The organism is Variovorax ginsengisoli (assembly GCF_030811835.1).
Classification (GTDB): Bacteria; Pseudomonadota; Gammaproteobacteria; order Burkholderiales; family Burkholderiaceae_C; genus Variovorax; species Variovorax ginsengisoli_C.
The window spans coordinates 410,284-436,057 of the sequence record NZ_JAUSRO010000001.1 but is presented as its reverse complement, the minus strand read 5'-3'; the positions used below and the strand labels follow the sequence as shown (position 1 = coordinate 436,057).

Annotated in this window: 24 protein-coding genes; 14 read left to right on the top strand and 10 right to left on the bottom strand. The window is 67.8% G+C overall.

From position 1 onward, the window contains the following. The first annotated feature begins 73 nt into the window (after positions 1–73). The 9 genes from J2W36_RS01995 (at position 74) to J2W36_RS01955 (ending at position 10,338) form a co-directional block, all read left to right on the top strand. Positions 74–3,043, top strand: coding sequence for a monovalent cation/H+ antiporter subunit A (locus J2W36_RS01995; RefSeq protein WP_307687981.1), 2,970 nt, complete (start codon positions 74–76; stop codon positions 3,041–3,043). Continuing rightward, a complete protein-coding gene (locus J2W36_RS01990; RefSeq protein ID WP_307687980.1) occupies positions 3,043–3,387 on the top strand; it encodes a Na+/H+ antiporter subunit C in 345 nt (114 codons plus the stop codon). Before J2W36_RS01995 ends, J2W36_RS01990 begins: the two co-directional genes overlap by 1 nt. After that, positions 3,384–5,081, top strand: coding sequence for a monovalent cation/H+ antiporter subunit D (locus tag J2W36_RS01985; RefSeq protein WP_307687979.1), 1,698 nt, complete (start codon positions 3,384–3,386; stop codon positions 5,079–5,081). The genes J2W36_RS01990 and J2W36_RS01985 overlap by 4 nt, the downstream gene beginning before the upstream one ends. Next, entirely contained in the window at positions 5,081–5,572 is a 492-nt protein-coding gene (locus tag J2W36_RS01980; protein WP_307688030.1) for a Na+/H+ antiporter subunit E, read from the top strand. Before J2W36_RS01985 ends, J2W36_RS01980 begins: the two co-directional genes overlap by 1 nt. Then, a complete protein-coding gene (locus J2W36_RS01975) occupies positions 5,569–5,847 on the top strand; it encodes a K+/H+ antiporter subunit F (protein ID WP_307687978.1) in 279 nt (92 codons plus the stop codon). The genes J2W36_RS01980 and J2W36_RS01975 overlap by 4 nt, the downstream gene beginning before the upstream one ends. Next, positions 5,844–6,215 (top strand): monovalent cation/H(+) antiporter subunit G, encoded by a 372-nt coding sequence (gene mnhG / locus J2W36_RS01970; RefSeq protein ID WP_307687977.1) that lies wholly within the window; start codon positions 5,844–5,846, stop codon positions 6,213–6,215. The genes J2W36_RS01975 and mnhG overlap by 4 nt, the downstream gene beginning before the upstream one ends. Before the next feature lie 175 nt (positions 6,216–6,390). Then, complete coding sequence (gene paoA / locus J2W36_RS01965) at positions 6,391–7,089, top strand: aldehyde dehydrogenase iron-sulfur subunit PaoA (protein WP_307687976.1); 699 nt, start codon at positions 6,391–6,393, stop codon at positions 7,087–7,089. Further along, positions 7,086–8,075 carry an FAD binding domain-containing protein gene (locus tag J2W36_RS01960; RefSeq protein ID WP_307687975.1) on the top strand — a complete coding sequence of 330 codons (990 nt, stop codon included), beginning with the start codon at positions 7,086–7,088 and terminating at the stop codon, positions 8,073–8,075. Before paoA ends, J2W36_RS01960 begins: the two co-directional genes overlap by 4 nt. 10 nt (positions 8,076–8,085) lie before the next feature. Further along, complete coding sequence (locus tag J2W36_RS01955) at positions 8,086–10,338, top strand: xanthine dehydrogenase family protein molybdopterin-binding subunit (RefSeq protein WP_307687974.1); 2,253 nt, start codon at positions 8,086–8,088, stop codon at positions 10,336–10,338. A gap of 58 nt (positions 10,339–10,396) precedes the next feature. On the opposite strand, the gene J2W36_RS01950 is transcribed toward J2W36_RS01955, so the two are convergent. Then, entirely contained in the window at positions 10,397–11,449 is a 1,053-nt protein-coding gene (locus J2W36_RS01950; protein ID WP_307687973.1) for an AraC family transcriptional regulator, read from the bottom strand. Positions 11,450–11,563: 114 nt separating this feature from the next. Further along, on the bottom strand, positions 11,564–12,754 hold the full coding sequence (locus J2W36_RS01945; protein ID WP_307687972.1) for an ABC transporter substrate-binding protein: 1,191 nt from the start codon (positions 12,752–12,754) through the stop codon (positions 11,564–11,566). A 188-nt stretch (positions 12,755–12,942) separates the two neighbouring features. Between J2W36_RS01945 and J2W36_RS01940 the strand changes: the two genes are divergently transcribed. The 4 genes from J2W36_RS01940 to J2W36_RS01925 are packed head-to-tail and all read left to right on the top strand — an operon-like array spanning position 12,943 to position 16,092. Beyond that, a complete protein-coding gene (locus J2W36_RS01940) occupies positions 12,943–14,235 on the top strand; it encodes an aromatic ring-hydroxylating dioxygenase subunit alpha (RefSeq protein ID WP_307688029.1) in 1,293 nt (430 codons plus the stop codon). Beyond that, positions 14,232–14,717 (top strand): aromatic-ring-hydroxylating dioxygenase subunit beta, encoded by a 486-nt coding sequence (locus J2W36_RS01935; RefSeq protein WP_307687971.1) that lies wholly within the window; start codon positions 14,232–14,234, stop codon positions 14,715–14,717. Before J2W36_RS01940 ends, J2W36_RS01935 begins: the two co-directional genes overlap by 4 nt. Next, the gene (locus J2W36_RS01930) at positions 14,714–15,307 is read left to right on the top strand and encodes a cysteine hydrolase family protein (protein ID WP_307687970.1); all 594 of its coding nucleotides are present in this window, start codon (positions 14,714–14,716) and stop codon (positions 15,305–15,307) included. The genes J2W36_RS01935 and J2W36_RS01930 overlap by 4 nt, the downstream gene beginning before the upstream one ends. Beyond that, a complete protein-coding gene (locus J2W36_RS01925; RefSeq protein ID WP_307687969.1) occupies positions 15,304–16,092 on the top strand; it encodes an SDR family oxidoreductase in 789 nt (262 codons plus the stop codon). The genes J2W36_RS01930 and J2W36_RS01925 overlap by 4 nt, the downstream gene beginning before the upstream one ends. Positions 16,093–16,130: 38 nt before the next feature. Here the strand turns inward: J2W36_RS01925 and J2W36_RS01920 are convergent, their stop codons facing one another. Genes J2W36_RS01920 through J2W36_RS01890 form a run of 7 tightly spaced genes read right to left on the bottom strand, consistent with a single transcriptional unit; the run spans position 16,131 to position 23,620 of the window. Then, positions 16,131–17,144 (bottom strand): XdhC family protein, encoded by a 1,014-nt coding sequence (locus J2W36_RS01920; protein WP_307687968.1) that lies wholly within the window; start codon positions 17,142–17,144, stop codon positions 16,131–16,133. After that, positions 17,144–17,707 (bottom strand): SRPBCC family protein, encoded by a 564-nt coding sequence (locus J2W36_RS01915; RefSeq protein ID WP_307687967.1) that lies wholly within the window; start codon positions 17,705–17,707, stop codon positions 17,144–17,146. Before J2W36_RS01915 ends, J2W36_RS01920 begins: the two co-directional genes overlap by 1 nt. Positions 17,708–17,746: 39 nt before the next feature. Next, positions 17,747–18,940: a vWA domain-containing protein gene (locus J2W36_RS01910; RefSeq protein WP_307688028.1), complete on the bottom strand. Its 1,194-nt coding sequence runs from the start codon at positions 18,938–18,940 to the stop codon at positions 17,747–17,749. 19 nt (positions 18,941–18,959) lie between these two features. Then, the gene (locus J2W36_RS01905) at positions 18,960–19,859 is read right to left on the bottom strand and encodes an AAA family ATPase (RefSeq protein WP_307687966.1); all 900 of its coding nucleotides are present in this window, start codon (positions 19,857–19,859) and stop codon (positions 18,960–18,962) included. 7 nt (positions 19,860–19,866) lie between these two features. After that, positions 19,867–20,658: an FAD binding domain-containing protein gene (locus J2W36_RS01900; RefSeq protein WP_307687965.1), complete on the bottom strand. Its 792-nt coding sequence runs from the start codon at positions 20,656–20,658 to the stop codon at positions 19,867–19,869. Between the two features lie 14 nt (positions 20,659–20,672). Further along, positions 20,673–23,117, bottom strand: coding sequence for a xanthine dehydrogenase family protein molybdopterin-binding subunit (locus J2W36_RS01895; protein ID WP_307687964.1), 2,445 nt, complete (start codon positions 23,115–23,117; stop codon positions 20,673–20,675). 14 nt (positions 23,118–23,131) lie between these two features. Then, a complete protein-coding gene (locus J2W36_RS01890) occupies positions 23,132–23,620 on the bottom strand; it encodes a (2Fe-2S)-binding protein (protein ID WP_307687963.1) in 489 nt (162 codons plus the stop codon). 158 nt (positions 23,621–23,778) lie between these two features. Between J2W36_RS01890 and J2W36_RS01885 the strand changes: the two genes are divergently transcribed. Then, positions 23,779–24,945 carry a helix-turn-helix domain-containing protein gene (locus tag J2W36_RS01885; RefSeq protein ID WP_307687962.1) on the top strand — a complete coding sequence of 389 codons (1,167 nt, stop codon included), beginning with the start codon at positions 23,779–23,781 and terminating at the stop codon, positions 24,943–24,945. A 45-nt stretch (positions 24,946–24,990) separates the two neighbouring features. On the opposite strand, the gene J2W36_RS01880 is transcribed toward J2W36_RS01885, so the two are convergent. Further along, positions 24,991–25,761 carry a TOBE domain-containing protein gene (locus tag J2W36_RS01880; protein WP_307687961.1) on the bottom strand — a complete coding sequence of 257 codons (771 nt, stop codon included), beginning with the start codon at positions 25,759–25,761 and terminating at the stop codon, positions 24,991–24,993. Positions 25,762–25,774: the final 13 nt, after the last annotated feature.

Sequence of the window (25,774 nt, the reverse complement as noted above, 5' to 3'; positions counted from 1 at the left end):
TTGACAAAGCGCCACGCCTGGCTGAGGTTTTTTCGCATCAGGAGCTCGAGCCCGGTCGATAGAATCGACCGTGATGCCCCTTGTCCTCCTCGTCGCCCTCCCCTTCATGGCCAGCGTGCTGGCGGCTTTTCTGCCGTCGAACGCCCGCAACAGGGAGTCGACACTGGCCGGACTGGTCGCATTGGGTTGCGCCATCGGGGTCGCATCCCTGTTTCCTCGGCTGTCCAACGGCAATGTGATCCGCCAGGAGATCGAATGGTTGCCCGCCTTCGGCCTGAACCTCGTGCTGCGCATGGACGGCTTTGCCTGGCTGTTCTGCATGCTGGTGTTGGGCATCGGCGCGCTGGTGGTGCTGTACGCGCGCTACTACATGTCGGCCTCCGACCCGGTGCCTCGCTTCTTCTCCTTCTTCCTTGCCTTCATGGGCGCGATGATGGGGGTCGTACTGTCAGGCAATCTGGTGCAGATGGTGCTCTTCTGGGAGCTCACCAGCCTTTTCTCCTTCCTGCTCATCGGCTACTGGCACCACCGGCGTGACGCGCGGCGCGGCGCGCGCATGGCGCTCACCGTCACGGGCGCGGGCGGGCTGTGCCTGTTGGCGGGCGTGTTGGTGCTGGGGCACATCGTCGGGAGCTACGAACTCGATGCGGTGCTGGCCTCGGGTGATGTGATTCGTGCGCATCCGCTGTATGCGACCGCCCTCGTGCTGGTGCTGCTCGGCGCGTTCACCAAGAGCGCGCAGTTTCCTTTCCACTTCTGGCTGCCACGTGCCATGGCGGCACCCACGCCGGTATCGGCTTACCTGCATTCGGCAACCATGGTCAAGTTGGGCGTGTTCCTGATGGCGCGGCTCTGGCCGGTGCTCTCGGGCACCGACGCCTGGTTCTGGCTGGTGGGCGGTGCGGGGGCGATCACGCTGCTGCTGGGCGGTTTCATCGCCATGTTCCAGCGCGACCTCAAGGCGTTGCTGGCCTATTCGACGATCTCGCACCTGGGGCTCATCACCCTGCTGCTCGGGCTCAACAGTCCGCTGGCGGCCGTGGCGGCAGTGTTCCACATCATGAACCACGCGACCTTCAAGGCGTCGCTGTTCATGGCTGCGGGCATCATCGACCACGAAACCGGCACGCGCGACATCCGCAAGCTCAGCGGACTGCTGCGCCTGATGCCGATCACCGGCATGCTGGCCATCATCGCGAGCGCATCGATGGCGGGGGTTCCGCTGCTCAACGGCTTCCTGTCCAAGGAGATGTTCTTCGCCGAGACGGTGTTCATCCAGTCCACGCCGTGGGTCAATTTCAGCCTGCCGGTGATCGCCACCGTGGCAGGCGTCTTCAGCGTGGCCTATTCAGCGCGGTTCGTGTTCGATGTGTTCTTCGGCCCCCCAAGTGGCGACGCCGTGCCCAAGCAGCCGCACGAACCGCCGCACTGGATGCGCGTGCCGGTCGAGCTGCTGGTACTGGTCTGCCTGGTGGTGGGCGTGGCACCGGCCTGGTCGGTCGGCCCGATGCTGGCCGCCGCTGCGGCGCCTGTGGTCGGTGGCGTGCTGCCCGACTACAGCCTGGCGCTGTGGCACGGCTTCAATGTGCCGCTGGTCATGAGCCTGATCGCGCTGGCGGGCGGGGCCGCGCTCTACATGGTGCAGCGCCGCGGGCGCGCCGCAGGCCATCTGGAACACACGCCGATGCTGCACCGGATCGACGGCCAGCGCATTTTCGAGAACCTGCTCGCGCGCCTGAGCGAGGCCGGCCGACGCAGTCGCCGGCTGCTGGGCACCCGGCGCATGCAGGCGCAACTGCTCATGCTGGTGCTGGTCGCCGTGGCCGGCGCGGGCGCATCGCTGTGGTACACACCCGCGTCGCACGGGTTGCGCGAGCCGCTGAGCTTCTCGCCGATGTTCGCCATGACCTGGCTGATCGGCGGCGGCTGCGCGCTGGCCGCCGCCTGGCAGGCCAAGTTCCACCGGCTCGCCTCGCTCATGCTGGCTGCGGCATCGGGCCTGGTGTGCTGCATCACCTACATCTGGTTCTCCGCGCCCGACCTCGCACTCACCCAGCTGGTGGTCGAAGCTGTGACCACCGTGCTCATCCTGCTGGGCCTGCGCTGGCTGCCGATGCGAAAGGCGATTCCTCAGCCGGCGTCGGCGCGCCTTCGGCCGTGGGGCCGGCGTGGCCGCGACCTGCTGGTGGCCGCCATCGCCGGCTGCGGCATGGCTTCGCTGGCCTGGATGATGATGACGCGGCGCTTCGCCGACAGCATCTCGCCCTTTTTCCTGGAACACGCGCTGCCCGACGGCGGTGGCACCAATGTGGTCAACGTCATGCTGGTGGACTTCCGCGGATTCGATACGTTCGGCGAGATCACGGTGCTCGGCGTGGTGGCACTCACCGTGTACGCACTGCTGCGCCGTTTCCGGCCTGCCATCGAGTCGATGGCGCTGCCGGTGCAGCAGCGCCTGCAGATCGACGACGGCAGCAGCGACCTGCTCAACCCGCGCCGCGCCGCCGACACCGCCGTGGGCTATCTGATGGTGCCGGCCGTGCTGGTGCGGCTTCTGTTGCCGCTGTCGGTGCTGGTGGCGGTGTACTTCTTCATGCGCGGCCACAACGCGCCCGGTGGCGGCTTTGTCGCGGGACTGGTGATGTCGGTCGCGCTGGTGCTGCAGTTCATCGTTTCGGGCACCGAGTGGGTGGAAGAGCACCTGCGCATCTATCCGCGCCGCTGGATCGCCATCGGCCTGCTGTTGGCCTTGGCCACGGGCGGCGGCGCGGTGGTGCTGGGCTATCCATTCCTGACCACCCACACCGCGCACTTCGATCTGCCGGTCCTCGGCGAGATCCACGTGCCGAGCGCGATGTTCTTCGATATGGGCGTGTTCGCGATGGTGCTTGGTGCGACCATGCTGATCCTGACCGGCCTGGCCCACCAGTCGGTGCGCAGCCACCGCTGGAGCGACGAGCAGGACGAGAAAAAGAAGGCAGAGTTGGCCGACGCGGCCGACGCCGCCGAAGCGGCAGCGGACAGCACCGAGGGAGTGCGCTGATGGAAATCGTTCTCGCGCTCGCCATCGGCGTGCTCACCAGCTCGGGCGTCTACCTGTTGCTGCGGCCTCGCACCTTCCAGGTCATCATGGGGCTCACGCTCATCTCCTACGCCGTCAACCTTTTCATCTTCAGCATGGGCCGGCTCAAGGTCGACAGCGAGCCGGTGCTCACACAGGGCGTCGCGTCGACGCTGGCGAACACAGCCGACCCGATGCCTCAGGCCCTGGTGCTCACGGCCATCGTGATCGGCTTTGCGATGACCGCACTCTTCCTGGTGGTGATGCTCGCCTCGCGCGGCCTGACCGGCACCGACCACGTGGACGGTGAGGAGCAGGGCGAATGACCGAGATCACCGGATTGCTCGACCGGCTGCTCGAATTGAGCATGCCGCACCTGGTGGCCGTGCCGATCCTGGTGCCCATGCTGACGGCAGCGCTCATGCTGCTCATGGGCGAGCAGCGGCGACGCACCAAGGCTGCACTCAGCGTGGTGTCGGGCCTGATCGGCCTCATGGCCGCGCTGGCGCTGCTGCGCTGGGTCAACGCCACCGACACGGGCAGCGGCCCGGGTTCGATCGGCGTCTACCTGCCCGGCAACTGGCGCGCGCCCTTCGGCATCGTGCTCGTCGCCGACCGGCTCTCCACGCTGATGGTGGCGCTGACCGCCGTGGTCGCTTTTGCGGCATCGATCTACTCCACCTCGCGCTGGGACCGCGCAGGCGTGCACTTCCACCCGCTGCTGCAACTGCAGTTGATGGGGCTCAACGGCGCCTTTCTCACCGGCGACCTGTTCAACCTGTTCGTGTTCTTCGAGGTGATGCTGGCCGCGTCCTACGGCCTGCTGCTGCACGGGTCGGGGCGCCTGCGGGTGCAGGCGGGGTTGCACTACATCGCGATCAACCTGGCCGCTTCGTCGCTGTTCCTGATCGGCGCGGCACTGCTCTACGGCGTGACCGGCACCCTGAACATGGCCGACCTGAGCGTGCGCATTGCGCAGCTCAACGACGGCGATCGTGGCCTGGTGCATGCGGCGGCGGCCATCCTGGCCACGGCCTTCTTTGCCAAGGCCGGTGCCTGGCCGCTCAACTTCTGGCTGGTGCCCGCATACAGCGCGGCGGTGTCGCCGGTCAGCGCCGTGTTCGCGCTCCTGACCAAGCTGGGGGTTTACACGGTGCTGCGGCTCTGGAGCCTTCTGTTCGCGCCCGACGCGGGCGCCTCCGTGCAGTTCGGCCAAGAGGTGCTGATCGCCGCCGGCCTGGCCACGCTGTTCGTCGGGGCGCTCGGCATCGTCGGCACGCAGCGGCTGTCGAACCTGGCGGGCTACAGCGTGCTGATTTCCGCGGGCACGCTGCTCACGGCGGTCGGGCTCGGCCAGCCCGCCGTCTGGGCCGGCGCGCTCTACTACCTGCTGAGCTCCACACTCGCGGTGAGCGCGTTCTTCCTGCTGATCGACATGATCGAACGCTGGCGCAACGCAGGTGCCAGCATCGCCGCGCATGAATCGGCGGGCAATGCACCTTTTCTTTCCGAAGACCTGCGCCCCTTCGACGACGTGAACCTCGATGACGAGCAACAGGCACTCTACGGCCGCGCGATCCCGGCCGGTGTGGCCTTCCTCGGCCTGAGCTTCATCGCCTGCACGCTGCTGCTGGCCGGCCTGCCACCGCTGTCGGGCTTCGTCGGCAAGTTCGTCATGCTGTCGGGCCTGTTCGAAGCCCCGCAGGTGGCAGCGGCAAGCTGGACCTTCCTTGCGCTGCTGCTCGCGTCGGGCTTCCTCACGCTGATTGCGCTGAGCCGCACGGGCATCCGGCACTTCTGGACCCAGCCGCTGACCAGCATGCCAGCCCTGCGCGCACTCGAAGTGCTGCCCGTGGCCGCACTGCTGGCGGCCTGTGTGGCCCTGACGATCGAGGCCGAGCCGGTAATGCAGCATGCCAGCGACACCGCCGTCGGCCTGCACACACCGACCGCGTACCGCGACGCCGTCATGGGCGCACAGCAGATCGCCAACCCCGTGCGGCCGGAGGCCAAGCCATGATCAAGCGCTGGATCCCTTCACCCCCGCTGTCGATTGCGCTCTTCGTCGTCTGGTTGCTGCTCAATCAGTCGCTTCATGTCACCACGCTGCTGCTGGCGGCAGTGCTGGCCGTCGTGGTGCCGCTCATCACCAAGGGCCTGCGGCCGGCGCGCGTGCGCATGCGACGGCCCGGCGTGGCATTGCGCCTCACGCTGCGCGTGCTCTACGACCTGCTGCATTCGGCCTGTTCGGTGGCGCGTGCGCTGCTGACACGCCGCTCCGCGCGCATCGCCGGCGCTTTCGTGCATGTGCCGCTCGACGTGCGCGACCCGAACGCACTCGCCGCGCTGGCCATGATCTGCTGCCTGACGCCAGGCACGGCCTGGGGCGAAGTGTCCTTCGACCGCACGACGCTGCTCATCCATGTGTTCGACCTGCACGACGAACAGGTTTTCATCGACCTGATCAAGACCCGGTACGAACGCCCGCTGATGGAGATCTTCGAGTCATGACCCCTGTGCTGTTCTGGGCGCTCAAGGCCGCCCTCTTCCTGCTGGCCGTCGCCATGCTGTGCGCGGTCACGCGTCTGCTGATCGGCCCCACCGCGCAAGACCGCGTGATGGCACTCGACTGCCTCTACATCAACGGCATGCTGATGATGCTGGTGCTGGGCATCGTGTATGCGAGCAACGTGTACTTCGAGGCGGCCATGCTGATCGCGCTGTTCGGCTTCGTCAGCTCCACGGCCACGGCCAAGTTCCTGCTGCGCGGCGAGGTGATCGAATGACGCCCGACTTCATCACCGGACCACTGCCGCTCTGGGCTGAAATCATCACGGCAGTGTTCGCCGTGCTCGGTGCCGCTTTTGCGGCCGTCGGCTCTTTCGGCCTGGTGCGCCTGCCGACCTTTTTCAGCCGCATCCATGCGCCCACACTGGGCGCGACGGCCGGTGTGTGGTGCATGACGGTGGCCACGATCGTCTATTTTTCGGTGCAGGGCTACAACCTCTTCCTGCACGCCGTGCTGATCGCACTCTTCGTGGCGCTCACGGCGCCTGTGACCACCATCTTCCTGATGCGCGCGGCGCTGTTCCGCGAGCGCCAGAAAGGCGGCAACGTTCCTCCAGCGCCGATCGAGGAGCAGGGCGGCGACTGACGCGCTGCGCCAAAGAGCGCGTCGGCCGAGGATGCAGGCCGCATCGGAATCAGCCTACAGCACAACAGCGCGCAGGCGGCCCGCGAGCCTGGCGCACGCTCCCTAGGATCATTTTCAGACCGACCGTTGGTGCCCATTGTCCAGGGCCACCCAGATCGGCTTGAAGGATCCCCACATGAAATTCGAGAATCAAGCCGCGCGCGACGACAGCTCGCACGGCGTCACTCGCCGCGCGGTTTTCCACACCGGCGCCGCGCTCGCCACCGTCACCGCTTCGTCGATCGTCCAGGCCCAGGCTGCGCCTGGCAATGCATCGCCCGCCACGCCCGGCCCGCAGGCGGCGTCCGAATTGCCGCCCCAGCGCATGGCGATCACGCTGGACATCAACGGCCAGGCTCGCCAGTTGATGGTGGACACGCGGACCACCCTCCTGGACGCCCTGCGCGAAAACCTGCATCTGACCGGCACCAAGAAAGGGTGCGACCACGGCCAGTGCGGAGCTTGCACCGTGCTCATCGACGGCCGACGCACCAACTCCTGCCTGACCTTGGCCGTGATGCACGACGGTCAAGCCGTCACCACCATCGAGGGACTGGCCCAGGGCGATGCACTTCACCCGATCCAGGCTGCTTTCCTCAAGCACGACGGGTTCCAGTGTGGCTACTGCACACCGGGGCAGATCTGTTCGACCGCAGGCATGCTGGCGGAGGTGAAGATGGGCATGCCCAGCCACGTGACCCGCGACCTGAATGCGCCTGCCGGCCCGCTGACCGATGAGGAGATCCGTGAGCGCATGAGCGGCAATCTGTGCCGCTGCAGCGCCTATCCGAACATCGTGGCCGCCATCAAGGACGTGTCGGGAGCCGCCGCATGAAAGCCTTCAGCTACGAACGACCACAGACGCCCGAAGCGGCCGCCGCCGCCGCCACACGCCCCGGTGCACGCCTGATCGCCGGCGGCACCAACCTGCTGGACTTGATGAAACTGCAGGTCGAGACGCCCGTGCACCTGGTGGACATCAACCGCCTGGGGCTCGACCGCATCGAGCCGACGGCCGATGGCGGCTTGCGCATCGGCACACTGGTGCGCAACGCCGACCTCGCAGCCGATGCGCGCATCCGCAAGGACTACGGCGTCCTCAGCCGCGCCCTGCTCGCAGGCGCCTCCGGCCAGTTGCGCAACAAGGCGACGACCGGCGGCAACCTGCTGCAGCGCACACGCTGCTACTACTTCTACGACACCGCACGGCCATGCAACAAACGCCAGCCGGGCAGCGGGTGTGCGGCGCTGCAGGGGTACAACCGCATCCATGCCATCGTGGGCGCAAGCGATCAATGCATCGCCACGCATCCGTCCGACATGGCGGTTGCCATGCGCGTGCTCGATGCCAAGGTGGAAACGGTATCTGCCGACGGCGCGCGGCGCGTGATTCCCATCGCCGACTTTCATCGCCTGCCAGGCAACACGCCTCAGATCGATACCAACCTGCAGCAGGGTGAGCTCATCACGTCGGTCACGCTGCCCGCGCCGGCCGGTGGTCGTCACATCTATCGCAAGGTGCGCGACCGCGCGTCGTATGCCTTTGCGGTCGTGTCGGTGGCGGCAATCGTCGATGCTGGCGATGGCCGCATCCGTTCTGCGCGCATGGCCTTCGGCGGCCTGGCGCACAAACCCTGGCGTGTGGAAGCCGCGGAAGCGGCATTGGCTGGCGCCACGCTCGGCGACGCGTCCGGCACGGCCTTCCAGGCCGCCGCCGACGGCGTACTCGCCGGTGCGCGTGGCCATGGCCACAACGACTTCAAGATCCCGCTGGTGCGCCGTACCTTGCAGGCCGCCCTCAACGAAGCCGCAGCCGGCTGAAGGAATATCCATGGAAATGACAGCACCATCGGGGCGCAACCCGATCGACGACAACCGCAACGGGCTCATCGGCAAATCCATCGACCGTGTGGATGGTCGCCTCAAGGTCACGGGCCAGGCGACTTACGCGTATGAAGTGCAGCAGGACACCGCACGCACGGCCTACGGCTTCATCGTCGAGGCCACCATCGCCAAGGGGCGCATTGCCGACATCGACACCACCTCCGCCGAAGGCGCGCCGGGCGTGCTGATGGTCATGACGCACAAGAACGCGCCGCGCCAGGGCGCGTGGGGACCGCTGGAAGCACCCAACAGGTTTGCACGCGCATCGCCACAGCTGGCCAGTGACCAGGTGCGCTACTACGGAGAGACCGTCGCCTTCGTGGTCGCCGAAAGTTTCGAGCAGGCACGTTCGGCTGCCAAGCAGGTGCGTGTGCGCTATGCGCAGTCGGCCGGCGACTATGAGATGGCCGGCAACGAAGCCAAGGCCACGAAGCCTGCCGACACCGAACAGGGCAAGGCCGACAGCCACGTAGGCAACTTCGAGCAAGGCTTTGCCGCCGCAGCAGTGAAAGTCGATGCCACCTACACCACGCCCGTCCACATCCATGCGCAGATGGAGCCGCACGCCACCATCGCGTCGTGGGATGGGGACCGGGTCACCGTGCACTGCTCGGCGCAGCTGATCGACAGCGCGCAGAAAGCGGTCGCCAGCACGCTGCAGATCGCACCCGACAAGGTGCGCATCGTCAGTCGGTACATCGGCGGCGGCTTCGGCGGCAAGCTGCCGGTGTACGCGGACGTGATGCTCTCGGCCTTGGCGTCGCGCCAACTCCAGCGTCCCGTGAAAACCGCGCTCACACGCCAGCAGATGTTCCACGTCACCACGCACCGCAGCGACACGGTGCAGCGTGTGCGGCTGGGCGCGAGCGCCGACGGCAAGCTCGTCGCCATCGGCCACGACACGCTGTCGAACACCGCGCGCTTCGACAACAACTACGAAAACGCCAGTACGCAGACGCGCACGCTGTACGCGGCACCGAACCGGTTGACCACCCACCGCGTGGTGCAGCTCGACCTGCCGATTTCCGACTCCACCCGCGCACCAGGTGAAGCCGTGGGCATGCTGGCACTGGAGCAGGCCATGGACGAACTGGCGGAAAAGCTGGGCATCGATCCCATCGAACTGCGTGTGCGCAACGAGCCCACGATGGACCCGGAACTGAACATTCCCTTTTCCACGCGGCAACTGCTGCGTTGCATGAAGGAAGGTGCCGAACGCTTCGGCTGGGCACGACGCCAGGCACGACCGGGCAGCGTGCGCGAGGGGCGCTGGCAGATCGGCATGGGCTTCTCGACGGCCATCCGCTCGAATCTGCTGATGGACTCGAAATGCGCCATCGCCCTGGACAAACAAGGCGTGCTGACCGTGCGCATGGCAATGACCGACATCGGCACCGGCAGCTACACAGTGCTTTCGCAGATCGCGGCCGAAATGCTGGGCCTGCCGATGGAACGCATTCGCATGGAACTGGGCGACAGCGACTTCCCGGAGACGCCGGGCTCCGGCGGCTCCTGGGGCGCGGCGAGTGCGGGATCGGCCTTGTACGACGCCTGCACCAACCTGCGGGCGCAGCTGGCCCGCAAACTGGGCGCTACCAACGCAGCGGACGTGCGTTTTGCAGACGGGCAAGTCAGCGCCGACGGCAAGTCGGCATCGATCGGCGCGCTCGCCGGTACGGTCGGCATGAAGGCCGAGGGGCAGATCAAGAAGGGCGACATGGCCAAGAAGTTCTCCCAGCAAGGCTACGGCGCGCACTTCGCAGAGGTTGCGGTCGACATGGATACGGGCGAAATCCGGCTGCGCCGCATGCTGGGCGTGTTCACTGCGGGCCGCATTCTCAACATGAAGACGGCCACGAGCCAGGCGACAGGCGCGATGATCTGGGGCGTCGGGTCGGCGCTGCACGAAGACGCCGTGGTGGACCCCCGCTACGGCTATTTCGTCAATCACGACCTGGGTGAATACCATGTTCCGGCACATGCCGACATCCCGGCCATCGAGGCTGTGTTTCTGGAGGAAGTCGACGACAAGGCCAACCCCCTGAAGATCAAGGGCGTGGGCGAGCTGGGCATCTGCGGCGCGGGTGCGGCGGTCGCGAACGCGGTCTACAACGCAACGGGCGTGCGCATTCGCGAGTACCCGCTGACGCTGGACAAGGTGTTGGCGGGACGCCAGGCCCAGGGCGCGGCCAGGGCCTGACAGGCGCGCAACGACGCACACCACGAGGCGCCCGCCGGTGTCACGGACCCCAGCGACTTCAATGCGTGGTTCGTGGCGGCGTGTGCAGGGTCAGGCGCTGCGCGCCGCGCCATGTTTCGTGGGGCAGCTGACCGAAACGTTCGCGGTAGGACGCTGCAAATCGGCTCAGGTGCGCAAAGCCGCACCGCAGTGCCACGTCGGTCACGCTGCCGGCCGACGGCCGCGCCAGCAACGCGTGGGCGGCGTCCAGGCGCAGATTGCGCAGCGTTTCCATCGGTGACATGGCGCGATGCCGTCGGAACAAGGCGCACAAGGTACGGCGGCTCACACCCGCCGCCAACGCAATGTCGTCGAGGGACTGACTCTCGCCGCAACGGTTGCGCATGAACTCCTCGGCACGCAGCAACGGTGCGAGCGTCGCACCGCCGTCTGCCTGCGGTGGCGCCGTGGATGTGGCACGGTCGCGCGCCAGCGCGGAGTTGGGATGGTGACGCAGCAGGTAGTGCAGCAGGTTGTCTTCGTAGGCGCGCAACCAGCCGGCGTCGCAAGGCTCGTGTCCCGGCGCGGGCAGCGAACCGGCCAGTCCGGCCACCAGCCAGCGCCACTGCCTTCCAACGGCATCGTCGAGCCGCAGCGGTGTGTCGAACTCGATGTCGCGCGAGATGGGGCCGCTGGGCGTGGCAAACGCCTCGCGCGCCACCGCATCGAGATGGCTGCGTTCGATCTTGAGCAGCAGTTGCTCGCAGCCGGCGTGCCAGTGCACCTTCACGGGACGGTGCGCCGAGATGACGGCACCCTGCCCCGCGTGGATCTGCACCACCTCGCGGCCGATGTGCACCTCCGCACGCCCGCGCAAGGGCATCTGCACGAGAACGAAACTATCGAGCGCGTCGGGCTCGATCTCGACTTCGCAACCGTAACGCAGGATGCACAGCGACATCGGCCCGGTCCGCGCACGGAAGAAGGCCGCATCCACCGAGCCCCGGCCCCAGCGGCTGCGGTGCGCCTTGAGCTCCGCGGTGACGCGTGCGTGGGTTTCGTCGGCGTGACGTGAGCGAAACACCTCGTGCCGGTACAACGGCGACAGCTGCTGGCTGGACAAAGCGTTCATCGGAACCCCGCACCTATGGACATGGACCTGCTGCTTTCAAGCAACAAGCATGCCCCTGGCAAGGCGCCGGGCGCCCCCTCGCTTACCCGACATCCCGGCCTGCCGGCCCACGCGTCAGAGCTTCGCCGTGCAAAGGGCTGCGCCCGTGTCCTGGTAGTTCGTCATGACGGTACCGATGAGCTTGTTGGTGATGCGGCCGCTCGCATCCTTGCCGACCACGCGCAGGTAGAAATTTTCTATCGGAAAGTTGTTGCTGCCGTACTTGAAGTCGCCCCGCACCGACTTGTAGCGCGCCGCCTTCAACGCCTTGAGCAATGCGGGGCGGTCGGCCACCTTGCCGCCCACGTCGCGCACCGCGCCGTCCATGGCCATCAGCACGTCATAGGCCTGCGCGGCATACAGCGACGGATAGCGCCCGCCGTTCTGCGCGCGGAAGTCCGCCACGAAGCGCCGGTTCGCATCGTTGTCGAGGTCGTGCGCCCAGTGTGCGGTGTTGAAGATGCCGAGCATGGGTTCACCCACCCCCGTGATCATGTCCTCGTCGGCTGAAAAGGCGGTGGAAACGAGCGTGATGTCCTTGGACAACCCAGCCGCCACGAACTGCTTGATGAAGGCAATGCCCATGGCGCCCGGCAGGAAGTAGTAGAGCGAATCGGGCTTGCTCGCGCGCAACTGCGCGAGCTCGGCGGCGTAGTCGATCTGCCCGAGCTTGGTGAAGATCTCGTCGCCCACCGTGCCCTTGTAGGTACGCTTGAAGCCGTTGACCGCGTCCTTGCCGCCGGGGTAGTTGGGCGCAATCAGGGCTGTTTTCCGGAAACCTTTGTCCGACGCGAACTTGCCCGCCGACTCGTGGTACGCGTCGTTCTGGTAGGACGCGCCGAAAAAGTAGGCGTTGCACTGCGCGCCCGAATAGGCGCTCGGGCCCGTGTTGTTCGACAGGTACGGCACCTTGGCCGCGAACAGCACCGGCCCCACGGCCAGCGCCACCGGCGAGCCGATCGGGCCGGTGAACAGGTCGATCTTCTCGCGCTGGATCATGCGGTCGACCGCCTGACGCGCGAGGTCGGGGCTGCCGCCCGTGTCGGCCTCCACGTATTCCACCGGGACACCACCGAGCGTGCCGCCGAGCTGCTTCATCGCCACGGCGAAGCCGGCCTTGGACTCGGCGCCCAGGGCAGCGAAGGGCCCGGACATGTCGAGCGCCAGACCCACCTTGACGCCTTGCGCCAACGCAGGCGCGGCCGACAGCAGGGCGGACAAGAGAATGCTCAGGCAGGCAGTGCTGCGTGGAATCAGGGGCGGCATGAAAGTCCTCGTGGTGCGTGGAAGTGGCATGAGTCTGGTGGCAGCCGGACCTGCCCGCTATCCGTTTCGGGCAAGGCATCGACGGCACGAAACGGACAGACAGGCCTGCAACCGGTGCCCAGAATGACGGCCAGGAGACCCATCCCATGCCCACGCCCCTCGATACGCCCGCGGCCACCGCCGCCGACATGCCACCCCACGCGCTCTGGCGCGGCGACCGCGTGCACAAGCGCGTCTACACCGACCCGGCCATCTTCGAGCTCGAAATGGACCGCGTCTTCGGCCAGGCCTGGCTGTATGTCGGCCACGAAAGCCAGGTGCCGCGCACTGGCGACTACTTCACCACCCGGCTGGGCCGGGAGCCCGTCGTCATGCTGCGCCACAGCGACGGCGAAGTGCACGTGCTCTACAACCGTTGCCCGCACAAGGGCGCCAAGATCGTGCCCGACGGCAGCGGCAGCGCGGGCAAGTTCCTGCGCTGCCTCTACCACGGCTGGACCTTCAAGTGCGACGGCAGCCTGCTGTCGGTGCCGCTTCGCAGCGGTTACGAAGACACCTCGCTCGACCTGAAGGACCCCCAGAACGGCGTGCGCAGACTCGCGCGCGTGGCCACCTACCGCGGTTTCGTGTTCGCCAGCATGGCCGCCGAAGGGCCATCGCTGCCCGACTTCCTGGGCGGCGTGGCGACGTCGCTCGATAACTTCTGCGACCGCGCACCAGAAGGCGAGGTCGAGGTGGCCGGCGGCGTGCAGCGGGTGATCCAGCGCAACAACTGGAAGATCTTCTTCGAGAACCTGCATGACACCGTCCACGCGGTGGCCACGCACGAATCGTCGTGGCGCGCGGCCAAGGAGGAGTACGCGTCGATGCCCGAGGGCACGCCCAAGCCTTTCGAGATCGTGATCGTCGACGGCAACGGCGAGCCTCTCGAATTCTGGGAGAAGCTCGAACTCAAGGGCTATGACGGCGGCCACGGCTACATGGAAGGCATCTTCACGCCTCCCCAGGACCCCGTCAGCCTGGCCTACGTCGCGGCGCTCGAGGCGAGCCAGGGTGCAACGCGCGCTGACGAAATCCTGCGCGTGAACCGGCACAACACCATCGTGTACCCGAGCTGCTCACCGCACACCTCCTTCCAGCAGATCCGCGTGATCCGCCCGCTCGCGGTCGACCGCACGCTCGTGGAGATATTCACCTTCCGCCTCAAAGGCGCGCCCGACAGCACCTTCCAGCGGGCGCTGAAATACACCAACGTGGTCAACTCGCCCTCCTCCAACGTGATGCCCGACGACCTCGAAGCCTACAACCGCGTGCAGGAGGGCCTGGGCTCCGACGGTGGCGACTGGGTGAGCCTGCAGCGCGCGGCCGGGCGCGACCAGTCCCTGCCCGGCGGTTGCAGTTCCAACGGCAACAGCGAAATGCCCATGCGCAACATGTTCCGCGCCTGGGCCGGCTACATGGCACCGAAAGGCCAGGCATGAGCTTTCACGACTGGCAAGAACAGCAGCAGGTGACCGAGTTCCTGTACCACGAGGCGCGCCTGCTCGACGCGCACCGCTGGGCCGAATGGCTTCAACTCTTCACCGCCGACGGCCTCTACTGGGTGCCCCTGGTGCACGGGCAGACGGACCACCTGAACCACGCTTCGTTGTTCCTCGAGGACGCGTTGCTGCGGTCGATGCGCGTGCGCCGGCTCGAACAGGCGCGCGCCTACTCGCAGCAGCCCGTGACGCGCACCGCGCACGTCACAGGCAACGTGTCGGTCGTCTCGCGCGAAGCCGACGGCCTCACGGTCGCGTCGACGCTGCACGTGCTCGAATGGCGCAAGGGCGACCCGCGCAGCTTCGGCGGCAGCGTGCTGCACACGCTCAAGACCCACGGCGACAGCTGGCGCATCGCGATGAAGCGCATCGACCTGGTCAACTGCGAAGCACCGCACGAAGCCCTGCAGGTGTTCCTGTGAAGGCGGCGCTGCTCGCCATGCACTACCAGAACGACGTGCTGCATGCCGACGGCAAGGTGCGCGTGGGCATGGCCGCGAACGATCCGAAGCGGCAGATGCTCATCGACGCCGCCACCCGGTTGCTGGCCGCGGCGCGGCGCCACGGCGTGCCGGTGATCTCGGTGCGCATCGCCTTCGCGCCAGGCTATGCCGACTGCCTGCGCAACTGCGCGCTCTTTCGCAACGTGGCAGCCAGTGGCGCGGTGCAGGAGGGCGACTGGGGTGCCGAGTTCTTCGAGGCACTGGCGCCACGCGAGGGCGAAACGGTGGTCACCCACCGGCGTGACAACCCGTTCTGGGAAACCGATCTCACCGAGGTCGTGCAGCGCACCGGCGCCACACGTCTCTACATGGCCGGCATTGCAACCAACTACGTGGTCGAACACGGCGCGCGCCATGCCAGTGACCTGGGCTACGAGGTGGCGGTGGTCGGCGACGCCTGCAGCACGGCCAAGCCGCATCTGCATGCGGCCAGCCTGGAAACGCTGTCGATGCTCGCGGACATCGTCACGGTCGACCAGGCGGTCGCGCAGATGGGAGCAACCTCATGAGGCTCGATGGCAGGCTTGCCATCGTGACCGGCGCGTCGGCGGTGATCGGCAGCGCCATCGTCCGAACGCTGGTCGATGCGGGGGCCTTCGTGCTGGCGGTGGACATCGACGAGGCGCGCGGTCGAACGCTGCATGCAACGCTCGGTCCGCGCTGCCGCTTCATGCACGGCGATATCGGCATCGACGACACGCTCGACGCCATCGTGCAGGCCGCGCTCGACTTCGCGGGCCGCATCGACTTCGTCGTGAACAACGCCGTGTTCTACGGGGACCGCGGCCCCGAGGCCACCCGCGCCGAGTGGCTGCACGCGCTCGACATCAACCTGGTTTCCGGCGCGCTGCTGGTGCACAAGGCCAGCCCACACCTCGCGGTGCATGCCGGTGCGGTGGTGAACATGGGCAGCGTCGGCGGCAAGTTCGGCACCGCGGGCAGTGCGCTCTACCCGGCGGCCAAAGCGGCCATCCTGCAGCTGACCCGCAACCAGGCCGCGACGCTGGCACCGGACCGGGTGCGTGTGAATTCGGTGTCCCCGGGGTGGACCTGGTCGGACGCGCTGTCGCGCATGGCAGGGGGCAACCGCGCCCACGCCGATGCCATGGCGGCGCCGCTGCATCCACTGGGCCGCGCAGGCGATGCGGACGATGTAGCGCAGGTGGTGCTGTTCCTTTGCTCCGACGCGGCACGCTTCGTGACGGGTGCTGACATTCCGGTGGACGGTGGCTTTTCGATGCTGGGACCCGACCAGGGGCGGTCGGCCAGGGACTGGTTCGCCAGGGAGAACTGAGCGCTGCGGCTGCTGCTGCAATGGCTCTGCTGCCGCCGCTAGGCCAGCGACTCCTGCAGCGCCTTGGCGGTTGCCACCACCGTCTCGCGTGGCAGCTGCACCGCATTCTTCACCGCCAGGATTTCGGCCATCACGCTCACGGCGATCTCCGGTGGCGTCTTGCTGCCGATGTAGATGCCGATGGGTCCACGCAGCCGCGCGAGCGACTCCTCGGTCTGGTCGAAGTGCTCGATCATGCGTTCGCGCCGCGCCTGCGCATTGCGGCGCGAGCCGATCGCGCCGACATAGAACGCGTCGGTCTGCAAGGCTTCGAGCAGCGCGAGGTCGTCGAGCTTGGGATCGTGCGTCAGGCCGACCACGCAGCTGCGGTGGTCGGGGCGGAACGCGGTGACCGCGTCGTCGGGCATTTCGGTGGTGATGGTCACACCGGGCAGCGTCCATGCGCTGCGGTACTCCGCGCGCGGATCGCACAGCGTGACCGCAAAGCCGCTGAACTTCGCCATCGTCGCCAGGTACTCCGCCAATTGGCCCGCGCCAATCAGCAGCATGCGGTATTCGGGGCCGAAGGTGTTCACCAGTTCGGTGTCGCTCACGCGAAGCGCGGCAGGTGCGTGGGCATCGCTCAACCGCGCGGTGCCGTCGGCCAGGGCCACGGCGCGCTGCATCATCCTCCCCTGGCCCAGCGCGCTCACCAGCGTGTCGAGTTCGGCCAGCGCGGGGTCGTATTCGAGCAGCAGTTCCAGTGTGCCGCCACAGGGCAGCCCGAAGCGGTGCGCCTCGTCGGCCGTGATGCCGTACTTCACGAGCGCGGGTGCGCCTGTGGGCATGGCACCGCTGCCGTGGGCACGGCTGTAGTGCGCGATCAGATCGTCCTCGATGCAACCACCCGACACGGAGCCAACCACCGCGCCATCCTCGGCCAGCGCCATGATCGAGCCGACCGGCCGCGGCGACGAACCCCAGGTCCGTACCACGGTCGTCAGCAGTGCGCGGCGGCCCGCTTGGCGCCAGTCGCGCAGGGTCCGCAACACCATGACGTCGAGGTTTTCCATCAGGCGGCGTCCGCGTCTTTCTTGCCGCCGCCCAGGCCGATCTTGTTCATGAAGCCTTTGACCGCGCCCGTCTTTTCCTCGGCTTGCGGTACCTCGGGCGGCGGCGCACCGTAACGACGCTGCATCTCGGCGTCGAAGCGCTTGAAGAAGTCGTCGGCGGTGGACTTGGCCGCGCCGTCGATCAGGCGCTGGCCGAGCTGCGCGATCTTGCCGCCGACCTGCGCCTGCACGGTGTAGTCGAGCTCACACCCTTCGCCGCCGTCTGCCGCCGGCTTGAGCGTGACGCTCGACGCGCCCTTGGCAAAACCGGCCACGCCACCCTGCCCCTCGAAGCTCAGCTTGTAGCCGTCGGGCGGCGTGATGTCGGTCAACGTGACCTTTCCGGCAAACTTGGCCGACACCGGCCCAACCTTGACGGCCGCCGACACGGTGTACTGGCCTTCGCCGGTGAGTTCGAACTTGTCGCAACCGGGAATGCATTTCTTGAGCGTTTCCGGGTCGTTGAGTGCTTCCCAAGCCTGTTGCTGCGTGACGCCGAGACGGCGATTGCCGAGCATTTCCATGGTGCTTCCTTCGTTTTGGTTGTTCGTGGGATCGAGGTGCTAGCGCGCGGTGCGCATGAGTGCGGCAAGGCTGGCTGCCAGCTGTTCGAGTGCGCTGAGATTGTGAACCGCCAGCATCGCGTCTGCATGCCGATGTAACAAGGCCGCACCGCGTGCAAGGGGAGCGTAGCCCTCGAAACGCAGCAGCGGGTTGAGCCACAGCACGCGGCGCGCATGGCGCTTGAGCCATTGCAGTTCGTGGTCGAGCACCGCGGGCTCGCCGGTGTCCAGGCCGTCGCTGATGACCAGCACCAGCGTGCGGCGGCCGGTCAGGCGCCGGGCATGGTCGCGCCGCAATTGCGCGAGCGAATCGCCCAGCCGCGTGCCGCCGGCGAAGTCGTCGATGGCCGCGCTGGCGGTGGCCAGCATGTCGTCGGTGTCGGCCAGCCGGAAGGCAGGCGTCAGGTCGGTCAGGCGGGTGCCGAAGGCGAACACGTCGCGCCGCCCGGCACGGCGCGTGGCCGCATGCAGAAAGGCGAGCAGCAGGCGGGCATAGCGCTCCATGGAGCCGGAGACGTCGATCAGCACCAGCAGCGGCAGGGGCTGCGCGCGGCGTGCGAGCCGGGGCAGGCGCAGCATCTCGCCGCCGGTGCGCGCCGCTTCGTGCAGCACGCCGGGCCAGTGCATGCGCGCATGCGTGCCCGCACCGGCCGCCACGCGCAGGCGCCGCGACGGCACGGTGGGCACGGGCAGCGCGATGTCGCGCGCCAGGCGTTCGACCAGGCGGTACTCCGCGGCACCGAGCGCATTGAAATCGGCGTGGTGAAGGCGCTGCAGGTCGCTGGCGGTCATGGCCGCGTCGAACTGGATCTCGCGCTCGCCCTGCGCGGGCTTGTCAGCCTCGCGTGGTGCGGCCAGCGCCTCGCGCACGCGAGGGCGGCGCTTCGAGGGCTCCATCTTGCCTTCGGCGCTGGGCAGCATCTGCGCCAGCATCTTGTTGGCCAGTTCGGGGTCGCGGAACCAGGCGTCGAACAGTTCGCGGAAGGCCAGGCGGTCCTGCTCGCGGCCGACCATCACCGCCTCCATCGCGGCGCAGAGGTCGTCGCGGGCATCGACGCCGACCAGCACCGCCGCTTCGGTCGCGAGCGCGATGCGCGCCGCATCGATGGGCACGCCGGCGCGGCGCAACGCGCGACCGAAGCCGGCGATGTTGCCGGCCATCTTGCCCTTGCGCGCATCACCGAGCTGCTCCATCGCGTCGGGGTGCAGGCGCTCAGGCGCCCGCGTCTTCCGGTTGTAGAAGTTCGGCAGCAAGCGTCTGCGTGACCGCGGCCACGTCGTCGCGCTGCTTGAAGAGGATGCCGGCGGTGTCGACCACCACCTCGGGGTCGAGTACCAGCGCATCGAGCGCAACCAGCGCCCGCGCCCACTCCACGCTTTCGGCGATGCCGGGCGCGCGCTGGAAGGCGCTGGCGAAGGGCGCGCTGCGCAACCGGCCGACGAAATCGGCCACCTGCTTGGACAGCGCGTCGCCGGCATCGGGCACCTGGGCGCGCACGATGGCGAGCTCGCGCTCCCGCTCGGGGTAGTCGAGCCAGTGGTAGAGGCAGCGGCGCTTGACCGCGTCGTTGAGTTCACGCGTGCGGTTGCTGGTGAGGATGGTCACCGGTGGCACCGCCGCGGTGATGGCGCCGAGTTCGGGGATGCTCACCTGGTACTCGCCCAGGTATTCGAGCAGGAAGGCTTCGAAGGGCTCGTCGGCGCGGTCGACCTCGTCGATCAGCAGCACCGCGCCCGGTGCGGGCGTCTGCAGCGCCTGCAGCAGCGGGCGACGAATCAGGTAGCGCGGCTGGTAAACCTCGGACTCCACATCGCTCGATGCGCCATGCGCTTCGGCGGCACGCATGTGCAGCAACTGCGCCGCGTAGTTCCATTCGTAGAGCGCCTCGCGCTGCTCCAGGCCGTCGTAGCACTGCAGGCGAAGCAACTCACGTTGCAACGCTGTCGACAGCGCCTTGGCCAGTTCGGTCTTGCCAACGCCAGGCTCGCCTTCGAGCAACAGCGGGCGCTGCAGCTTGAGGGCGAGGAAGACGGCGGTCGCCAGCCGCCGATCAGCGAAGTAGCCGGCCTGCTGCAGGCCGGCCGCGACCGCATCGATGCTGGAGAAGATCACCCCTGCATCAACCCAGCGCGGCCCGGACGGCGCGCTGCGTGAGCACGCTGATCAGGTTGGCGCGGTACGGCGCCGACGCGTGCAGGTCACTGTTGAGATCGCTCGCATCGATCTTCACCGCGGCCGCGGCCTCCGGCGTGAAGCTCTGGTTCAACGCGTCTTCGAGACCGGTGTGGCGGAACACGCCATTGCCCGCACCGGTGATGGCCACGCGCACGCCCGCGTCGTACTGCGCGATGAACACGCCGACCAGCGGGAAGTGCGACGCCTTCTGGCGCAGCTTTTCGTAGTGCGCGCGCTTCGGGATCGGGAAGCGGATGGCGGTGATCAGCTCGCCCTCTTCCAGCGCGGTGGTGAACAGGCCCTGAAAGAAATCGTCGGCTGCGATCTCGCGCTTGTCGGTGACGATGGTCGCGCCGGAGGCCAGCACCGCGCTCGGGTAGCAGGCGGCCGGGTCGTTGTTGGCGACCGAGCCGCCGAGCGTGCCCATCGCGCGCACCTGCCGGTCGCCGATGCGCGAGGCCAGGTCGGCCAGTGCCGGGTACGCGGCCTTGACGGCGGCATCGTTCGCCACGGCCAGGTGCCGCGCCATCGCGCCGATGACCAGGGTGTCGCCGTCCTTCGTGATGCCGGCCAGTTCGGCGATGCCGCCGAGGTCGACCAGTTGCTCCGGCGCGGAGAGGCGCAGCTTCATCGAGGCGAGCAAGGTTTGCCCACCGGCCAGCGGCTTGCCACCGGCGGTGGCGAGCTTGGCGGCATCGGCCACGCTGGCCGGACGTTCGAGGGTGAAGGGATACATGGTGTGTTCCTGGTTCAGGCGGCCGGACGGCCCTGGGTGCTCGCGGCGAGCGACGGGGTCTGCGGTTGCTGCGTCGGCGTGGTGGCGCCCTTTTGCATCGCCTCCCACACGCGGTGCGGCGACGCGGGCATGTCGAACTCCTTGACGCCCAGCGGCGCGAGCGCGTCGAGCACGGCGTTGATGACGGCCGGCGGCGAGCCAATGGCGCCCGCCTCGCCGCAGCCCTTCGAGCCGATCGGGTTGTGGGTGCAGGGCGTGCTCAGCGTGTCGAGCTTGAAGTTCGGGAAGTCGGCGGCGCGCGGCATGGCGTAGTCCATGAAGCTGCCGGTGAGCAGCTGCCCGGTCTCGTTGTCGTACACGCAGTTCTCCATCAGTGCCTGGCCGATGCCCTGCACGATGCCGCCATGCACCTGGCCTTCCACGATCATCGGATTGATGATGGTGCCGAAGTCGTCCACCGCGGTGAAGCGGTCGATCTTGACTTCGCCGGTGCTCTTGTCGATTTCGACCTCGCAGACGTAGGCGCCGGCCGGATAGGTGAAGTTGGTCGGGTCGTAGAAAGCGGTTTCGTTCAGACCCGGCTCCAGCTTGTCGAGCGGGTAGTTGTGCGGCACATAGGCCGTCAGTGCCACCTGGCCGAACGGGATCTTCTTGTCGGTGCCCTTGACGGTGAATTCACCGTTGGCGAACTCGATGTCGGCGTCGCTCGCCTCCATCAGGTGCGCGGCGATCTTCTTGGCCTTGGTCTCGATCTTGTCGAGCGCTTTCATGATCGCCGTGCCGCCGACCGACAGCGAGCGCGAGCCGTACGTGCCCATGCCGAAGGGCACGCGGCCCGTGTCGCCGTGCACGATGTCGACGTTCTCCACCGGGATGCCCAGGCGCGCCGCCACCAGCTGCGCGAAGGTCGTCTCATGCCCCTGGCCGTGGCTGTGCGAGCCGGTGAACACCGTCACGCTGCCAGTCGGATGCACCCGCACCTCGCCGGCCTCGAACAGGCCGGCGCGGGCACCGAGCGCCCCCGCCACGTTCGACGGCGCCAGGCCGCAGGCCTCGATGTAGCAGGAGTAGCCGAGGCCGCGCAGCTTGCCATTCTTCTCGCTCTCGGCCTTGCGCGCCGCGAAGCCGGCGACTTCGGCCAGTTCGTTGGCGCGGTTCAGCAGCGCCGGGAAATCGCCGGTGTCGTACTGCAGTGCGACCGGCGTCTGGTACGGGAAGCTGCTGATGAAGTTGCGCCGGCGGATCTCGTCCTGCCCCAGGTTCATCTCCCAGGCGCAGCGCGACACCAGCCGCTCCAGCAGGTAGGTCGCTTCGGGCCGGCCTGCGCCGCGGTAGGCGTCGACCGGCGCGGTGTTGGTGAACCAGGCATCGACCTCGACATAGATCTGCGGCGTGGCGTACTGGCCGGCCAGCAGGGTCGCGTAGAGGATGGTGGGGATGGCTGTCGAGAAGGTCGACAGGTAGGCGCCGAGGTTGGCGTCGGTGTGCACGCGCATCGCGAGGAACTTGCCCTGCGCGTCCATCGCCATCTCGGCATGGCTCACGTGGTCGCGCCCATGCGCGTCGGACAGGAAGCATTCCGAGCGCTCGCCGGTCCACTTGATGCTGCGGTTGAGTTGCTTGGCGGCCCAGGTCAGGCACACGTCCTCAGCGTAGAGGTAGATCTTGGAGCCGAAGCCGCCGCCGACGTCGGGCGCAATCACGCGCACCTTGTGCTCGGGCAGGCCCAGCACGAAGGCCGTCATCAGCAGGCGTTCGACGTGCGGATTCTGGTTCGACACGTAGAGCACGTACTCCTCGGTCGCACGGCTGTAGTTGCCGATGGCGACGCGCGGCTCGATCGGGTTCGGGATGAGCCGGTTGTTGACCAGGTCGAGCTTCGTCACGTGCGCCGCGTTGGCGAAGGCTGCGTCGACACCGGCCTTGTCGCCCAGCGTCCACTTGTAGCACTGGTTGTCGGGCGCCTCGTCGTGGATGGTCACGCCGCTCTGTTTCTTCGCCGCGTCGGCCACGCTCACAAGAGGGGTGTGCACCTCGTAGTCGACCACCACCGCCTCGGCGGCGTTCTTGGCCTGCTCGACCGTCTCGGCCACGACCATGGCGACGTGGTCGCCGACGTAGCGCACCTTCTTGATCGCGAGGATCGGGTGCAGCGGCTCCTTCATCGGCGTGCCGTCGGGGTTGTTGATGAGCCAGCCGCAGGGCAGCCCGCCCATCTTGCCTTCGATGTCCTTGCCGCTGAAGATGCCGACCACGCCGGGCATCTTCGACGCCTCGGCGATGTCGACCGATTTGATGGTCGCGTGGGCGTGCGGCGAGCGCACGAAGATGGCATGGCTCTGCGCGGCCATGGTCACGTCGTCGGTGTAATTGCCGGCGCCGGTCAGGAAGCGGTAGTCCTCCTTGCGGCGGACCGCCTCGCCGATGTGCGGGAGGTTGGCGAAATCGGATGCACCCATGGTGTGCTCCCGTTTCAGGCCGCGACGGGCTTGGATGCGGCGGCCATGTCCTTGCCGCCCATTTGCACCGCTTTCACGATGTTCTGGTAGCCGGTGCAGCGGCAGAGGTTGCCGTCGAGCAGCGCGCGGATCTCGGTCTCGCTCGAATTCGGATGGTAGGTGCACAGGTCGATGGCGCTCATCACCATGCCAGGGGTGCAGAAGCCGCATTGCAGGCCATGGCACTCCTTGAAGGCCGCCTGCATCGGGTGCATGGTGCCGTCGGGCTGGGCGACGCCCTCGATCGTCGTGATCTCGGCACCGGCCACCTGGCCGACCAGCACGTTGCACGACTTGACGGCGCGGCCGTTGACGTGGACGGTGCACGCGCCGCACTGGGCCGTGTCGCAGCCCACGTGGGTGCCGGTCAGGTGAAGGTGCTCGCGGATCGCGTGCACGAGGAAAGTGTTGGGGGGAGCGTCGACCGTGGCCGCGCGGCCGTTGACGGTGAAAGAAACCTGCATGTGGCTGTCTCCGTGAAGGTGATGGCTGTGTCAGCGACTGGCATCTTGGACGCCGCGCACGTCCTCCATCCTAGGCAAAACCCTCGGCACTTGCACGGGACCGCTTAAATTCTCAAAATGAAACAACCTGCCGCCCCGCCACCCCGCACCCTGCCCTGATGACCCCCATTCCCAGCGCGCTCCAAGCCGAACTTCCCGGCCGCGCCCAGACCATCGCGCTGGCGCGCCAGCACTGGATTGAAGGCCTGCCGCCGGCACAGGACGCCCCGGTGCCGGTCGCGCCGTGGCTGGTGCGGTCGTGGCAAAGGTGCCTGCGCGCCGGCCACGCACCGCGCCAACGGGTGCTGTTCAACGAGGTCAGCCGCCCGTTGCGGGCCCAGTTGATCGAGCGCAATCGCGCGCTCCTGGCGGCCGCCCGACCGGTGCTGGACCGGCTGTCGCACGCGATCGCCGACACCCGCTACTTCGCCATCCTCACGGATGCGGCCGGGCTGGTGATCGACGTGGGCGCCCTGCCGGCGGGCAGCGACGCCGCCGCAGGCCACGCACGCGACATCGCGCGGATCGGCCTGGACCTGTCTGAAAGCGCCATTGGCACCTCCGCCATCGGCGCCGCGCTGGCCGAGCAGCGCAGCGTGTGGCTGCACCGCGGCGAACATTTCTTCGACGACACCAGCGTTTACACCTGCGCCGGCGCGCCGCTGTTCGATCCGCACGGCCAGTGCATCGGCATGCTCGACCTGACCGGCGTGAACGTGGTCGAACGGCCCGAACTCCAGCACCTGGCCCAGCGTTCGGCTGCCGCCATCGAAGACGCGCTGGTGCGTGCGCTGCCCGGCGCGCTGCTGCTGAGCTTGAACTGGCCGGGTTGCCTGTCGACGCAGGGCGCGCCAGGTGACGGCGACGGGCTGCTGAGCGTGGACGGCGATGGCCAGGTGATCGGCAGCAACGCCGCCGCGCGGCAACTGCTTCAATTGCAGGCAGCGTCCGCCGCGCAGGGGCGATGGCCGCTGTGCACTGACCTCTTCGCGGTGCCGACGGCGCTGCTGTTCGACCTGGCGCGCCGGCATCCGGCGACCAGCGAAGTCCCCCTGTGGTCGGGCTTGCGGCTGCAGGTGCAGGCGACACGCCGCCGCGGCACAGCGACCGCACCCCACACCACACCGGCCGCGCCGGCCACTCCTGGCGCCCGCCTGCGCGACGCGGAATCCGCCTGGATCCACCAAGCCGTCGAGGAGGCACGCGGCAACGTGGCACAGGCCGCGCTTGCGCTGGGCATCAGCCGGGCAACGGTGTATCGCAAGCTGGCCCGCGGGCGCAGCTGATCGCTTAAGCCCTGTCAGCGGATCGACAGCGCGCAGAGTGCCCGTTCAACCCGGCAGCGCCACCACCACGGCCGACGCGTCCACCTCCGCACTCACACGCTGGCGCTTGCGCAGCGCACTCCCACTGGGCGCGAAACCCACCAGCTGCATCCCCCCAGGCAACGCGACGGCTATTTCGTCGCCACCTTCCCCCGGCTCGACGCTGGCGGCCGTCCCGGCGAGCCGGTTGCCCTCGATGGAAGCCGCATCGCCAGCGCGCATCACACGTACCGCCGTGGCCTTGCACAGCGCGAGCACCGGCATGTCCACTGCCAGCCCAAGCAGTTCGGCGCTCTCCTGCGTGATGCGTGCCGCCACCTGCCCCGACTCACCCAGATGCATCACGACGTGCGCGATGCGGCCCATGGTGGCAATGGACGCGACCACCGCCGGCAATTGATTGCGCATGCTGGTGCGCACCGACAGCCGCTGCAGGGCGGTGTCGATGTGAGGGGCCGTACCGCCCTCGCGCTGAGACCAGCGCGCATGCACGTCCTGCCGCGCCACGTCGAGCGCCTGCGCCAAGTCCAGAAGATGTGCACCCTGCGCGGTCAGCACCGCGCCGCCGCCACCCGCGCCGCCCACCGCACGCGCCACCAGCGGCACGCCCGCGAGGTTGGTCAGCGTGTCGATGGCCTGCCAGGCTGCCTTGTAGCTCACCGCCGATTCCCGCGCGGCTTGCGAGATGCTGCCGCTGCGCGCGATGCCGCGCAGGATCTCGATGCGCTTGTCGGCCATGCCGTGACCGAGGGCGTCGATGAAGCGAGGGATTGCCATGCGCCAGATTGTG